The following is a 13,992-nucleotide window of genomic DNA, read 5'->3' as shown; positions in this document are numbered from 1 at the left end:
CCGGCGCCGCTGTCAGACCCGGCCGCTATCGTGTGGTGACGGAGAGTGAGTTGGGCCGGAAAGGGCAGGGGGCGCCATGAGATGGCTGATCGGGATCGCCGGGACGCTGGCCGTCGGTGCGCTCGCGGCGGTGGTGTCGTCGGAAGCGACCGGTGCCTGGGAGAAGTTGAAGGCGCGGCTCTCCCGGCGCGGGGAGCTGAGGGCGGGAGCCGGGGATCCGCTGCCGGCGGGGGCGGCGCATTTCGTCAACCGCGCGGAGGAACAGGCGGTGGCCGACGCCGCCTTGCTGACCCCGCCCGCGCGGGACGGGGCGCCGGGGTACGTTCCGCTGCTCGCGGTCAGCGCGATCTCCGGCATGGGCAAGACCGCGTTCGGGACCCACTGGGCGAGGGCGAACAAGGGGCGGTTCTCCGGCAATCTGCTGTACGTGAACTTCGAGGCGCTGCCCGGCGGTTCGCAGTCCGCCCGGCTGTCGGCGGCCCTCGGCGAAGCCCTGCAGCAGCTCGACGTGGGCCCCGGCCACCTGCCCGGTTCGCTCGCGGGGCTGACCCGGCTGTACCGGCAGGAGTCGGCGCGCCGTCCGGTCCTCGTGGTCCTCGACCAGATCACCGAGGCCGCGCAGGTCCGCGCGCTCCTCCCGAGCTGTCCCGGCAGCGCCGTGCTGGCGGCCGGCCCGTCGCGTATCGGCGAGCTGACGCTCATGGGGGCGCGGTTGCTGCCCCTGGAGCCCCTGGCGTCCGAGGCCGGTCTGCAACTGCTGACGCACCTCGCCGGGGACGCGGGCCGCATCGGGGACGAGCCCGAGGCGGCCCGCCGGGTGGTGGAGTTCTGCGCGGGGCTGCCGGTGGCGTTAGGCATCGTCGGGGCCAGGCTCGCCATGGAGCCGCGCCTGACGCTGCCTGCGCTGGCGGCGGAGCTGTCGGATGAGGAGCAGCGGCTTGCGGGCCTGTCGCTCCCCGGGGAGGAGCTGGGCGTGTCCGCGGTGATCGAGATGGCGTACGGGAAGCTGCCCGCGGAGGCCGCCCGGCTGTACGGGCGGCTCGGCATGCTGCCCGGGCCGCGGTTCGACGACGACGTCGCGGCGGCCGTCGGCGGCGTGCGACCGGCCGCGGCCCGGCGGGTGCTGGCCAGGCTGGAGTCGGCGGGCCTGGTCGAGGCGGCGGACGGCAACGGGCGGCGGCGCTTCGTGAGCCTGGTGGGCCTCCACGCGCGCGCCCGCGGGACGGCCGAGCCGGAACCGCAGCGCACGGCGGCGCTGACCCGGGTGATCCGCCACTACGTACAGCGGGTGGCGCAGGCCGACGCGGCGGTCATGGGGATGCGCCTGCGGGTCACGGACCACGGGGAGGTGCTGCGGGACGCGCCGCCGAGCCCGTTCACGGGCGACGGCGCGAAGAGCGACGCGCTGCGGTGGCTCCGCCGCGAGCGGGCCGAGCTGCTGGCCGTCCACGAGGCGGCGGACGGACTCGGAGACCACCGTGCCGTCTGGCAGTTGGCGGAGGGCCTGACCGCGCTGTTCCTCAACCACCGGTATCTGCAGGACTGGACGGCCACGGGGCTGCGCGGGGTGGAGGCCGCCGCGCGCGACGGTGAGCCCGCGGCGGAGGCCCGGATCGCCGCGCTGACGTCACGGCCGCTGACGGACCTCGACCGGCTGGACGAAGCGCAGGCCCTCCTCGAACGCGCGGGTGCCCGGATCGCCGGCGTACGCGAGGGGCACGCGGGCCACGCCCACCTGCCCGTGCTGCGCTCGTCGGTGCTGGAGTTCACCGGCCGGCTGTGGGACCGGCTGGACCCGCCCCGCGCCATCGGGACGTACCGGGAGGCGCTGACCGCGTACCGCGAGGCCGGAGAGGAGCGCGGGGCGGCCATCGCCCGCTATCTGCTCGGCTGTGCGCTGGACGCGGCCGGGCGGGCGGCGGAGGCCGAGGAGACCCTGCGTGCCGCCGCCGACGGCTTCCTGGACCTGTCCGGCTACGGACCCGAGGGCGACCAGCGCATGGCGGGCCGGGCCCGGGCCGCCCTGGGGGACGTCCTGCTGCACCTGGGGCGCCGCCCCGAGGCGCTCGCCGAGTACGCCCGTGCGGCACGGTCGCTGGAGATCCAGAAGGCGGCGCACTACGAGGCGGTCGTGCGCGAGAAGCTGGCGGCGCTGGCGCACGAGGACGGCGACATATCCGGGCACCGGGAGCAACTGGCCCGGGCCGCCGGGCTGTACGGGGAGGAGGGGAACCCCCGGGCCGGTGAGCTCAGGGACGAGTTGGCGCGCCGGTACCCGGCAGCGGAGTGAGCAGCACGTCCTCGGTGCGCCCCGCGAAGCTCAGCTCCGCCGCCCCGGACAGCGGCGCGCCGCAGCGCAGCCGCGCGTAGACCACGGCCGCCGCCACCGCCGCGTCCACCGGCGCTCCGGTGACGGCGACCTCGGCGGTCGCGCCGTCCCGGACGGCCACGACGTGGGTGCCGCCGGCCGTCGGCACGCCGGCGGCGAGGCTGCCGGGGAAGTCGCCGAGGAGCCCGCGGGCCTGGCGGGCGGCGGCGTACGCACTGCGGGCGGCGGCGGGCAGCGTGAGGACGGACGCGCGCTCGGCGGCGGCGGAACGGCCGTCGCGTACCTCGCAGGACAGGTGCCGGAAGGCGCGGGGGCCCTCGGGTGCGGCGTGGTCGCCGGGATGGCGGGCGGCGGCTGCGGCGGGGAAGCGGGTGACGGAGACGGTGTGCCCGTCCGCGGCGCCGCTCACCGCGGTCCGTACGACGGCCGCCGCATCGGCCGGCGGCAGGCCGTCGGGCTCGGCGCGGGGAAGGGGGAAGGCGGGCAGCCGCGGTGGCTCGCCGCCGGGCTCCGGCAGGCGGAGCAGGCGGTACAGCGCACCGCGCAGCAGCGCCTGCGACTTCCCCGGGGCCGGGAACGCCTGCGCCGCGATGCGCGCCGGTTCCCCGGTGTCCTGCCGCTCCACCGCCCGGTCGAGCTGCGGGTGCAGCGGGCGGGAGGCGTCGAGCCGTACGGCCGCGCGGCCCAGCTCCGCCATCGGCGTGCCGGGGACCACCTCGTCGCCGAACGCGGCCTGCAGGACGGGGATGCCGAGGGCGGCGGCGTAGAAGGTGACGGAGCCGTGGTCGCCGACGACGGCGTCCGCGGCGAGGAGCGTCGCCTGCCAGCCCCGCGCGGGCGGGATGAGGAGCAGCCCGGCCTCACGGGCCGCCGTGAGCGCGGTGCGCAGGTGCCAGGAGCCGTGGGCGGAGCGGACGTTGGGGTGGGTGACGAGGGCGACGCGGTGGGTGTCGGCGGGCAGCTCCGCGAGCAGCCGCAGCGGCAGCTCCGGATCCTGCCCGAGGAGCGACTGCGGCCCCCAGGTGCTGCTGACGACGACGAGCCGGCCGCCTGCGGGCACGCCGAGGGCGGCGCGGTACTCGGCGCGGAGCGCGCCGGAGACGAGGAGGCGGTCGTAGCAGGGGTCGCCGGCGTGGACGACGCGGGCGGCGGCGCGCGGGGCATGGGCGAGGAGGGTGTCCGCCTGCCCGGGGTACGACACCACGTACCACGCGCGCTCCTGCTGGAGCAGGGCCGCCGGGACCACCCCGGCGAGCCGCCGCCCGGAGCCTCGGGAGTCGGGGACGAACTTGTGGAAGCCCACGCCGTGGGGGAGCACCAGGACGGGGCCCCGGGTGCGGCTGAGGTCCGCGTTCTCGCTCGCGGTGACGATGGCGTGGTAGTCAAGACCGGGGAGTTCGTCCCAGGGCACGGTCACGGCGTCGGCCGCGGTCAGCAGTTCGCTTACGCCGCGGTGGAAGGCGGAGGTGGGGTCGAGGGCGAAGACGACGTCCACGCGGGGGTCGTCACGGAGGAGGGAGGGCAGGGTCTCCAGCAGGCGGACGGTGGAGATGACCGTGCGCGCTACGGCGAGCAGGGTGCGGTCGGCCGGAAGCGTGCGCCAGCGGTTCGCGGTTCGCGGTTCGCGGTTCGCGGTTCGCGGNGCGGTTCGCGGTTCGCGGTTCGCGGTTCGCGGTTCGCGGCATTCTTCCGTATCGCTGCTTATGTCAACCCCCGGGCGATAGTTGCTTCCCTGCTCTGCCGTCACCGTAGCCCCGGCCTCCGATGTCAGTAACCCGGGTTACTCTTCGGAGTCGTACGGACTCGCTACGGCGCGCAGAGGGAGGGGTGTGATGACGGATCCGGTGTCGTTGGCCGCGATCTCCGGCGTGCTCGGCGCGGTCGGCATGGGGGTGGCCAACGAGGTGGGCAGGGCGGCGTGGGAGACCACCGGTGCCCTGGTGCGCAGGGCGGCGGGGCGGGAGGTGCCGGCGCCGCGGCGGTCCGCCGAGGTGGCGCGGGTGGCCGCGCTGCTGCGGGAGGGAGCCGAGCGCGATCCCGAACTCGCCCGCATGTGGGAGCGGTTCGCCTCGACGCTGCCGCTCGGTCCCGGCCCCGGCCCCGTGGGTACGCCCCGACTGCCCGCCGCGTCGCGGCACTTCACCGACCGCCGCCCCGCGTTACGGCTGCTGGACCGCGAGGCGGACCGCAAGTTCGACGGCCGGCCGCGGGTGGCGCTGCTCCACGGTCCCGAGGGCATCGGGACCACCGCCACCGCGCTGCACTGGGGCAGCCGGCGCGCCGAGACCTTCCACGACGGGCAGGTCCACGTCGACCTGCACGGCTGGTCCGCGCAGAGTGCCCTCGGCCCCGCCGTGGTCGCCGGCCGCTTGCTGCGGGAGCTGGGGCTGCCGGCCGAGGAGACCCCGCACGCGGCGGACGAGCGGCTGGCCCTGTGGCGGCGGCTCGTCGCCGGCCTGCGGCTGCTGGTCGTCCTCGACCACGCCTACTCCGCGGCCCAGGTGCGCCCGCTGCTGACCTCCGCACCCGGGGTGTGCACGCTCGTGACCGCCCGCCATCCGCTGCCGGGGCTCGACGCCGTGCCCGTGCCGCTGGGCCCGCTGGCGTCGAAGGACGCCCGGCGGCTGCTCACGCACTTCGCCGGTGCCGAGGCCGTGGCCGCGGCGCCGGAGGCGGCCAAGGACCTGCTGGTGCGCTGCGCGGGATCGCCGTACGCGCTGCGTACGGCCGCGCCGCTGCTGTCGGCGTACTCGCAGCCGGCAGCCCCGGAGCCGGCCGCCGCGGACGCGGCCGGGCCCGTCGCCGCCCTGACCGAGGCCGCCTACCGCGCGCTCGACGCCGACGCCGCCCGGCTGTTCCGGCTGCTGGCTTTACGGGACTGGCCCCACCTCGACGCCCAGGCCGCGACATGGGCCACGCAGCCGGCCCCGGCCGCCGCGCCGAACGCCCGGGACGCACAGGACGCGCAGGACGCCCAGGGCCCCGCCGCGGTCCTGCTCGGCCTGCTCGCCGACCGCGGCCTGCTGGAGCCCGCCGGCCCCGACCGGTACCGCTTCCGGCCCGCCGTGCGCCGCCACGCCGAGCTGCTGGCCCGCCACGAGGACGGCCCGCAGGCGTGCGCCGAGTCCCTCGCCCGTGTCGTACGCGGCTACGCCGGCCTCGCCGAGGACGCCGCCCACCAGGCGCTGCCGCAGAGTTGGCGCGTACCGGAGCCCGCCGCGCCCGGCCCGTCCCTGGACCCCGCCCAGGCCCTCCGCACCCTCGTGCGGGAAGCGGCGAACCTCGTCGAGGCCGTGCAGGGCGCCGCGGACACCGGCGACCGGGCCGCGGCCGTGCGCCTCGCGCGCTCCCTGTGGCCGTTGCAGCTCAAGGCCGGCCGGCACGCCGAGGCGGTCCCCGCGCTCCGCGCGGCCATACGCCTCCTCGCGGCCGACCGCGAACCGGGCCCCACCCTCCTGCGCGACCGGGCGGCCCTGCGCTTCCAGTTGGCCATGAGCCTGACGGAGCTGCGCGAATTCCCCGAGGCCGAGGCCGAGTTCCGGGCCGCCGCCGAAGACGAGCGGGCAGCGGGGCACATACGCGGGCGCGCCTCGGTGGTCGAGGCGCTGGGCCTGCTGCGGTTGCGCCAGTGGGAGTGGCCCCAGGCGCTGGCGTTCTTCGACGAGGCCCACGCGCTGTACGGGACCCTCGCCCCCGGCGACGAGGGGCATGCCGACCTGGACCGCGCCCTGCCGCTCGTCGAGCGCCACCGCGGGCGCGCGCTGCGCGGCGCCGGCCGGTTCGCGGAGGCGGGCGCCCTGCTGCGCGGGGCCGTGGCGTCCTTCGAGGAGATCGGGGACGACTACAACCGGGCGCGCGCCCTGACCGACCTCGCCGAGACCCACGTGCTGGCCGCCGCGCCCGCCGCGGCCATGCCGCTGGTAGACGAGGCCATCGCCCTGCTCGACGCGCAGCAGGCGGAACACCCGCTGGCCTACGCGCGGTCCGTACGGGCGCGCTGCGTCACGCTCTGATCCGGGCGACGGCCACGCGGTGCTCGCGCGCGCCGGTACGGACCAGCAGGCCGTGCTCGGCGAGCTCGTCCGCGCCCCGCCCCGCCGCCAGCCAGGCGTGCAGGGCGGAGGCGTACGCCGCGGGGTCGGCGTCGGCCCCGGGGTCGGCGGTGAGGGCGAGCGTGTCCCCGGCGCGGGTGCGGACGGTGCAGTCGCCGGGGCCGGTGACGTATGCGGCCAGGGCGCAGTGTGCGTACCGCCGCAGGGCATCCGTGCACCAGGCGGCGGGGGAGCCGAAGCGCGGGTCGTCGGGTGCGCCGTGGCGGAGGATCACGTCGGCCAGGTCCAGGCGGCCGGGGTCGCGGGTGTCCTCGGGCACGGCGGTGTGCACGGCGGTCTGCATGGGGGTCTGCATGGCGGCGTCCACGTCGGCCAGCCCGCCGCCGTCACCGTCCGGCTCGTACGCGGGATCGGCCCAGCGGCGCACCACGACCGCCCCCGCGCCGGACCCCGCCCCCGCGCCGGACCCCGCCCCCGCGCCGGACCCCGCCCCCGCGCCGGCAACCGCGCCCGCCCCCGCGGGCAGCCCCGTCAGCACCCGCATCGGCGCGCTGCGGCGCACCGGTTCGTACGCGGGCAGCGGCAGCGGTTCCAGCAGCGCCGGCCGCTCGGGCTCGGGCAGTTCCATGAGCCCGTAGAACAGCTCCCGCAGCCGCCCCGCCGACTCCCCTGGCACCGACGAGGTGAACCGCGCCGGCCCCGGCTGCGGACGGTGGCCGTCGATCAGCGCGTCGAGCTGCGCGGGCAGCGGCCGGAGCGGATCCAGCCGCGGCGCGTCGGTGAGGAAGCCGGCCAGCGGCGCCCGCGGATCGACGTGCGCGAGCGGAGCCGCCGCCAGCGCCACCGGTACGCCGAGGGCCGCGGCGTAGTACGTCACGGCCCCGTGATCCCCGATCACCGCGTCCGCCGCGAGCAGCGCCTGCCGCCAGCCGCCCAGCGGGTCGACGAGCGCCAGCCCGCCGCGCCGGGCCCCGTCGAGCCAGGCCCGCACCTGCCCCGGGCCGTGCCCCTGCCAGATATTGGGGTGCAGGACGGCCGCCACCCGGTACTCGTCGGCGGCCAGCTCGCCCGTCAGCCGCGGCAGCAGGGCCGGCAGCACGTCGCCCGCCCCGCCGTCGCCGAACAGCCCCTCCGGGTTCCAGGTGGCGGACACCACGACGAGCCGCTGCCCGTCGCGTACGCCCCACGCCCGCCGGAACCGGTCCCGGTACGCGCGGGCGGCGAGCATCCGGTCGAAGCACGGGTCCCCGGCCAGCACCGCGGCCCCGGCCGCCTCGGGACACGACTCCCGCAGGCGCTCCACCTGCTCGGGGTGCGAGAGCACGAAGGCTTCGGCCACGGGCCGGCCGTCCTCAAGCAGCCACTCCGGCGCCAGTCCGAAGACGGGAGCGGGACCTCCGGCGTCCGGCGACCGGCGACCGGCGACCGGCGACCTGAGCCTCTTAGTATATCCCACGCCATGTGAAAGAATTACCAACTTGCCGTCTATTGCGCCTATTTGGCCACCCAGGCTTGCCGAGACGGCCAGGTCGACGGGCGTACGGACCGCCTGCTCCCACGGCAGCACCGGCACCCCCACCGCCGCGAGCAGTTCGCCGACGCCGCCCTGGAACGGCGACGAACCCGTGCACGTCGCCAGCATCTGCACCCGCAGGTCGTCGTCGAACAGCGGCATCACGTCCAGCAGCCGGGTCGCCGACGTCACGTTGTGCACGACGAACAGCACCCGCCGGCACCGCCCCCGGGAGGCCCACCGCCGAGCCCCTTCCCCCACCGGAACCCGTACCCAGCCCTCCCGCGCCTCCGCCATCCCAGCCCCCACACCCACCGCCAGCCCGACGTGACCCGCCACCCTAAACGGTGCGGTGCGGCACCGGGAGACGGCGGCTAGCCTGCTGGGATGGGCATGGCGGAGTTCGTTCTCACCGCGGTGGGCACCGTGGCCGGTGTCGTCGGCACGTACTTCGCCTACGCCTCCGTACGCGCCCGCCCCGCCCGCCGCCGGCTGCCGCCCCCCGCCAACGCGCCGGAGCCGGCCCGCACACCTCTCGCCGCGGGCCCGGACACGTACGACGTCTACGTGTCCCACAGCCGCACCGACGCCGCCTGGGCGCGCACCTTCGCCGCCCGACTGCGCGAGAACGGGCTGCGCGTCGCCGACGACGAGGTGGTCTGCACCCCCGGCGGCGTCCGGGTGCACGCCGTCGAGCAGGCGATCCGCGACTCCTCCCACGGGCTGCTGGTCTTCAGCCCGGAGTCGACGGACGACGGGTGGGTGCTCCAGGAGTACGCGGCCCTGATGGAGCGCTCGATCGAGTCGGGCCGGCTGTTCATCCCCGTGCTGGTCGGTGACGCCGTCCTGCCGGAATTCGCGCGTACGCGATTCAGCGCCGATTTCCGTGGCGTGGACGACGACACCTACCGCCGCCGGCTGGAGCAGGTGGTCCGGGCGTTACGGGCCCGTTGACCCGTCGCCGTCCACGATGCCGTCGGCCTCCTCCGAAACCTCGACGTCTTCGGCGGCGTCCACGTCCCGCACGCCCTTCGGCAGCGCCGTTCTCCTGGCATGCCGCTGGGCCGCCTCGATCATGTCGAAGGCACGCTGCATCGGCATGTAGCGCAGCAGTTCCTCCGCGTTCCCGCTGACGATCTCCGGCACCCCCATGTCCTTCATGTCGTGCAGGTACCTCTGCATGGCGATGGTGTTGGCGCCGAGCCTCTCGATCTCCCAGCCCAGCACCGCGGTTTCCACCAGCCGGTCCTCCCGCTCGCCGCGCCGCACGCGGTCGCGGATCCGCTCCCGGATGACGGAGTTCTCCTCCTCCGCCTCCAGCTCGCGGGTCTCCATCTGCTTCTCGGCGAGCCGCCGCCGGGCCCGGTCGAGTTCGGGGTCGGTGGACTCGAATTCGCCCAGCGTCGTCACCGGTGCCTTGATTCCCCAGGCGGCGAGTGCTTGACGAACCTTGTCGGAGAGCTCCATACGCGTACTCTCGTACTTGCTGAGGAATTCCTCCACTGTGGAGCCCGAGGCGATGCCGTTGAAATACCCCTCGACCATGCCGCCCAGCACCCGCTCCACGAACCGCTGCACCGGCAGCGGATCGTCCACCAGCCCGCCGAGCCGCGAGGCGTTGGCGTCGCCGAACCTGCTGACCAGCTTGGGAGCAGCGGTCTCCGGGATCTCCAGGGTCTGCGAGAAGTCCACCTGCAGCCGGTGACCCTGGACGTTCACCATGATGGGGTGCAGTGCGGCGTCGAAGTTGCTGGGCGAGCGTTCCTTCTTCGTCCATTCGATGACGAGCGTGCGCGTGGGAATGAGGACGACACGGACGAACCAGGGGTTCAGCGCGTACACGGAACCCTCGCCCAGCGTTTCCTCCTGCACGCCCCGCTGGCCGCCGTTTTCGAGGAACTTCCACGGCAGCCGGAAGTTCGCGTGCCCCGGGATGATCGGCCCGATGGGGCGCTCGTCCTTTCTGGCTTCGGCGCCGTCCAGGGTGACGACCACCCCGGACTCGCCGATCCGGATGCCGATTTCCTTGAGATGCTCCTCCGTGAGCCCGTCCTGGCGGGACTTTCCCACGGTGGCGGTCGAGATCACCTCGAAGAGGTCCGGGTTGATGTTGTAGTACGACCCGCCGGTGAGGATCGCCAACTGCCGGCCCTGTTCGCCGCCGCCGCGCAGGAATGCCTCGCCGTCCTGGAAGTCGTTGCATTCCACATAGCGGCCGAACGGCCGGTCCGGCGGGCGTACATTGCCGTCCTTCGCGATGACGAGCGCCACGGTCCCCGTCGGCACGTACGTACGCGGCGCCAACTCCACATCGAAAAGTTCCCTGTTGATGTAGTAAGTGGAGTCGCCGGGGAGGACGGCCAACTGCCGGCCCTGTTCGCCGCCTTCGCGCAGGAATGCCTCGCCGTCCTGAAAGCTGTCGCATTCCACCTGCCGCCCCAGCGTCCGCTGCACGGGCCGCCTGGCGCCCTCCCGCGCCGTCACCAGCCCCACCATGTCCGCCGGCACGTCCGTACGCGGCCCCAGCTTGACCCGGTACAGCAGCGGAGACAGCCAGTAGACCTGCCCCGGGAGCAGCACGCGGGCCTGTACGCCACGTACGTTGCGCTCGGGCGTAATGCGCTTGAAGCGCCCCTTCGCGTCGCCGCGTCCGAAGCGGCGCGTGACGATCCCCACCTTGTCCGGGGGGACCACATGGAGGCCGACCCTGAGCCGCGGGCGCCCGCGCCGCGGCGGCGGCTGGGCGGCCGTCCGGGGTTTGGTCGCGGGGGTGGGCTGCCGCTCGGGCCGCGCCAGGGCGACCAGTACGACGAACACGACGGCCACCACCAGCAGGGCCACGAGTAACACGGTGATCATTCGGCTCCGCCCTCCGCTCGCATACGCAGGTGCACGGCAAGCACGGTCTCGGTCCACTGGTCGTACCAGTCGGGATAGCGCTCGTTCTGCGGGTTACGGAGCGTGGGAAAGAACCCGGGAGGTCGCGCCGGGCAGGTGAACGCCCGGTATTCCGCAACGGCGTCCTCCACCGAACCACGCCAGCCGTACGCCAACGAGAGTGCCAGGAAATCCCGGTGGCGCGCACTCGCCGGACGCGCCTTTTCCCGCTGCGCCCGAAATCCGTACCGCCCGCCCGAGTGCTCCGCCCAGACGGCGTCGACCTCGCGCAGCAGCGCCGCGCTCAACCGCCGCCCGTCGCTCTGCCGCAGCCAGCCGTTCTCCAGCCGGTCGACGGCCCGCAGCAGCAGGGCGGTGGTCAGCACGTCGGCGTGCTCCCACTCCTCCTCCGCGAGCAGCGCGCCGAGCTGCACTCCGGCAGGCGCGTCGGGCGCGAGGCTCGCCGCCAGGGCCGGGGCGGGGGCCGGGGTCTGGGCCGGGGTCTGGGCGGCGGGTGGTGGGGCAGGCGCGGGGGGCTGCGGAGGCGCGGGTGCGGTGGCCCGGGCCGCGTCCTTCAGGTGGCGCAGCAGGTCGAGTTCGCCGGGCCCGGGGAGTGCGCCCGTACGGGCGTCGAAATGCCAGGTGCTCGCCAGCAGAAAGTGCCGGTCGCCCCGGACCAGAACGGGAAAGAAGGGACGGCTGTGCCGCTGCCCTTCCAGGATCTCCCGGGTGATGTCCTCCGAGTTCTCGGCCTCCGGGGACATGAGGACGATGATCCCCAGCGCGTGCCGGATCTGCGCGCGTATCGTCCACAGGACGTCGTCGCCCCACGTCAGATGGCTGATGGACCATACGGGAAGACCGGCCCGGGTCAGCGCCGGCAGCAGCCGGTGCGCGTAGTCGCGCTGCTGACGCGCGTAGCAGACGACGAAGGAGGGCTCCGCCGGTACGTCGAGGGGGCGGGCGGCGGCCCGGTCGCGGAGGTCCATGGCCTCGGACTCGCCGTTGGCGCCGGGCTCTTCGTCCAGGATCACCCGGGCCAGCTCGGTCACCTTGGCGTGGAACGCCTGCCCGGTGACCTCCCGGAAGTCGACCCATAACCGGGTGGCGGCGAAGGGCAGCGCGCCGATGTCGACGTCGTCGTGGAGTACGGGGATGAGCCGCAGCCCGCGCTGCGTCGAGGCGGTCAGCAGCGCGGCGTACTCCTGCAGCACCCACGGCTTGTGCACGGCCGCCGGGCTGAGTACCTGGATGCCGTGCGTGGAGCGGCGGATGGCCGCTTCGAGCTGGTGGACGACGACGTCGCCGGGCAGCAGGCTGCACTCGTCGAAGAAGACCCGCACCCCGTTGCGGTGGAGCCCCGCCGCCAGCTCCCCGGCCCATGCGCGGTCCTCTGCCGCGTAGGAGATGAAGACGTCCGCCACGCCGTTCCCCCTCGCCGAGACGCGCCATCGCTCCGCGCGTCCAGCATACGGGCGGAGCGGCGTCCGGGACCCGGGTCGCGGAGCGACCTGCGCCGTTTCCCGCCCGGTGCGCGGCGGGGCGGTCCCGGGACGGGGGACATGCGGGGGCCATGTCGTTCCGCTCGGGCATTTACCCCGGGGGGTATATTAGCCCGCGTGGGCGCGCATGGGCCCCGCGGGGTCGGTGCCGCCGTCGTGACCAGCGAGAACCGAGGTGAGACTCCATGTCGTACGACCGCACGGTGCAGCTCAGGAGCACGTTCGAGGAGGCCGTGGCCGCCACGCGCGCGGCGCTGGCCGAGCAGGGGTTCGGCGTCCTGGCCGAGATCGACGTCCAGGCGACCCTGAAGGCGAAGCTCGACCACGACATGGAGCCGTACCTGATCCTGGGCGCCTGCAACCCGCCGCTGGCCCGCCGCGCCCTGGATGCGGACCGCTCGATCGGCCTGCTGCTGCCCTGCAACGTCGTCGTGCGGGGCGACGGCGGCGGTCAGGTCGTCGTGCAGGCGATCGACCCGGGCACCATGGTCACCCTCACCGGCCTGGGGGCCATGGAGCCCGTGGCCGAGGAGGCCGCCCAGCGGCTCGACGCGGCACTCGCCGCGCTCACCGCCGGGCAGGCGTGACCCGCGCCCTCGGCCGAGCCGCATCCGGAACGGATCGCACCACGCGTCACAGCGCGACCGGTTGTATACCCCCCTGGGTATCTTGTACGCTGACCCGGAAAGTACCCCCGGGGGTATACCGGACAGGAGATGCCCATGACGGCCGCCGCACCCAAGCTGGGAGAGAAAGACGCTCCCGCCCCTCCCTGCCCCGACCTCCCCGAGACCGCGCTGGTGGGCGGTGCAGCGGTGGAGAACCTCGACCTGCAGACGACCCTGGACGACAAGACACCGCTCGTCATCGGCGTGGTCCTGGTCCTCGGGTTCGTGCTGCTGCTCGCCGCGCTCCAGGCCCCCCTGGTCGCCCTGCTCGGCACGGTCACCAACCTGCTGGCCACCGCCGCCGCGTTCGGTGCCGCCCGGCTCATCTTCCAGGAGGGCTACGGCGCCGACCTGCTCGGCTTCACGTCACAGGGATTCCTCGACGGCTGGGCGCCGGTGTTCTTCTTCGCCATGATCTTCGCGATCGCCATGGACTACACCGTCTTCCTGCTCTCCACCGCGAAGGAGCACTACGACAGGACCGGCGACCCCCGCACCGCCGCGGTCGCCGCCCTCGGCCACTCCGGGCGCGTCATCTTCGCCGCCGCCGCCGTCATGGTCGCCGTCTTCTTCACCTTCGCGCTCTCCGGCCCGCTGCCCCCCAAGGAGATGGGCATAGTGCTGGGCATCGCGGTCCTGCTCGACGCGGCCCTCGTACGGCTCGTCCTGCTGCCCGTCCTGCTCCGCCTCACCGGCCGCGCGGCCTGGTACAGCCCCGCCTGGCTGAAGCGCGTCCTGCCCGACATCCACTTCAGCCACGGCTGATCCGGCCCTCCGGCTGCCGCCACCCACGAAGGAGCTTCCCAATGCTGATGTCAAGCCGCTGCCGTGACGGGTGGTGTGGCTTCGTAGCACGCTCCGTCGCGGATCATGGCCCACAGGACGTTGACGCGGCGGCGCGCGAGCGCCAGCAGCGCCTGCTTGTGGCCCTTGCCCTCGGCTCTCTTGCGCGCGTAGTACGCCTTGGAGGCTGGGCAGCCCTTAAGACTGGAGAGCGCGGAGAGGTACATAGCGTTGAGCAGGCCGCGGTGAAACCGGCGTGGTCTGCGGA

General features: G+C 74.7%; 9 protein-coding genes and 1 pseudogene. 5 read left to right on the top strand and 5 right to left on the bottom strand.

What is annotated here, in order from left to right; all coding sequences use genetic code 11:
* Window positions 1–76 precede the first annotated feature (76 nt).
* Complete coding sequence (locus tag B124_RS24745; RefSeq protein ID WP_496505150.1) at window positions 77–2,290, top strand: hypothetical protein; 2,214 nt, start codon at window positions 77–79, stop codon at window positions 2,288–2,290.
* Here the strand turns inward: B124_RS24745 and B124_RS24740 are convergent.
* Window positions 2,250–3,824: a hypothetical protein gene (locus B124_RS24740; RefSeq protein WP_496505149.1), complete on the bottom strand. Its 1,575-nt coding sequence runs from the start codon at window positions 3,822–3,824 to the stop codon at window positions 2,250–2,252. The genes B124_RS24745 and B124_RS24740 overlap by 41 nt on opposite strands.
* A gap of 337 nt (window positions 3,825–4,161) precedes the next feature.
* On the opposite strand from B124_RS24740, the gene B124_RS24735 reads away from it, so the two are divergent.
* Window positions 4,162–6,342: a tetratricopeptide repeat protein gene (locus tag B124_RS24735; RefSeq protein ID WP_496505148.1), complete on the top strand. Its 2,181-nt coding sequence runs from the start codon at window positions 4,162–4,164 to the stop codon at window positions 6,340–6,342.
* On the opposite strand, the gene B124_RS24730 is transcribed toward B124_RS24735, so the two are convergent.
* Entirely contained in the window at window positions 6,332–8,191 is a 1,860-nt protein-coding gene (locus B124_RS24730) for a hypothetical protein (RefSeq protein WP_496505147.1), read from the bottom strand. The genes B124_RS24735 and B124_RS24730 overlap by 11 nt on opposite strands.
* Before the next feature lie 96 nt (window positions 8,192–8,287).
* On the opposite strand from B124_RS24730, the gene B124_RS24725 reads away from it, so the two are divergent.
* Window positions 8,288–8,848, top strand: a complete 561-nt coding sequence (locus B124_RS24725; RefSeq protein ID WP_496505146.1) for a toll/interleukin-1 receptor domain-containing protein — start codon at window positions 8,288–8,290, stop codon at window positions 8,846–8,848.
* Here the strand turns inward: B124_RS24725 and B124_RS24720 are convergent.
* Together B124_RS24720 and B124_RS24715 are read right to left on the bottom strand one after the other, a co-directional pair.
* Window positions 8,834–10,753 (bottom strand): SPFH domain-containing protein, encoded by a 1,920-nt coding sequence (locus B124_RS24720; protein ID WP_496505145.1) that lies wholly within the window; start codon window positions 10,751–10,753, stop codon window positions 8,834–8,836. The genes B124_RS24725 and B124_RS24720 overlap by 15 nt on opposite strands.
* Window positions 10,750–12,195 (bottom strand): TIR domain-containing protein, encoded by a 1,446-nt coding sequence (locus B124_RS24715; RefSeq protein WP_496505144.1) that lies wholly within the window; start codon window positions 12,193–12,195, stop codon window positions 10,750–10,752. The genes B124_RS24720 and B124_RS24715 overlap by 4 nt, the downstream gene beginning before the upstream one ends.
* A gap of 263 nt (window positions 12,196–12,458) precedes the next feature.
* Here B124_RS24715 and B124_RS24710 point away from each other — a divergent pair, with 263 nt between their 5' ends.
* Together B124_RS24710 and B124_RS24705 are read left to right on the top strand one after the other, a co-directional pair.
* Window positions 12,459–12,860: a DUF302 domain-containing protein gene (locus B124_RS24710; protein ID WP_496505143.1), complete on the top strand. Its 402-nt coding sequence runs from the start codon at window positions 12,459–12,461 to the stop codon at window positions 12,858–12,860.
* 135 nt (window positions 12,861–12,995) lie between these two features.
* Complete coding sequence (locus B124_RS24705; protein ID WP_496505142.1) at window positions 12,996–13,706, top strand: MMPL family transporter; 711 nt, start codon at window positions 12,996–12,998, stop codon at window positions 13,704–13,706.
* Between the two features lie 50 nt (window positions 13,707–13,756).
* Here the strand turns inward: B124_RS24705 and B124_RS24700 are convergent.
* Window positions 13,757–13,992 (bottom strand): annotated as a pseudogene (locus B124_RS24700) (IS110 family transposase); the annotation flags it as partial.

The organism is Streptomyces sp. CNP082 (assembly GCF_059570535.1).
This window is presented reverse-complemented; position numbering and strand designations above follow the sequence as displayed.

Bases quoted from the DNA above. Each gene is read 5' to 3' on its own strand.
- B124_RS24710 (WP_496505143.1), top strand. From the start codon at position 12,459: ATGTCGTACGACCGCACGGTGCAGCTCAGGAGCACGTTCGAGGAGGCC.
- B124_RS24730 (WP_496505147.1), bottom strand. From the start codon at position 8,191: ATGGCGGAGGCGCGGGAGGGCTGGGTACGGGTTCCGGTGGGGGAAGGG.
- B124_RS24735 (WP_496505148.1), top strand. From the start codon at position 4,162: ATGACGGATCCGGTGTCGTTGGCCGCGATCTCCGGCGTGCTCGGCGCG.
- B124_RS24745 (WP_496505150.1), top strand. From the start codon at position 77: ATGAGATGGCTGATCGGGATCGCCGGGACGCTGGCCGTCGGTGCGCTC.
- B124_RS24720 (WP_496505145.1), bottom strand. From the start codon at position 10,753: ATGATCACCGTGTTACTCGTGGCCCTGCTGGTGGTGGCCGTCGTGTTC.
- B124_RS24705 (WP_496505142.1), top strand. From the start codon at position 12,996: ATGACGGCCGCCGCACCCAAGCTGGGAGAGAAAGACGCTCCCGCCCCT.
- B124_RS24725 (WP_496505146.1), top strand. From the start codon at position 8,288: ATGGCGGAGTTCGTTCTCACCGCGGTGGGCACCGTGGCCGGTGTCGTC.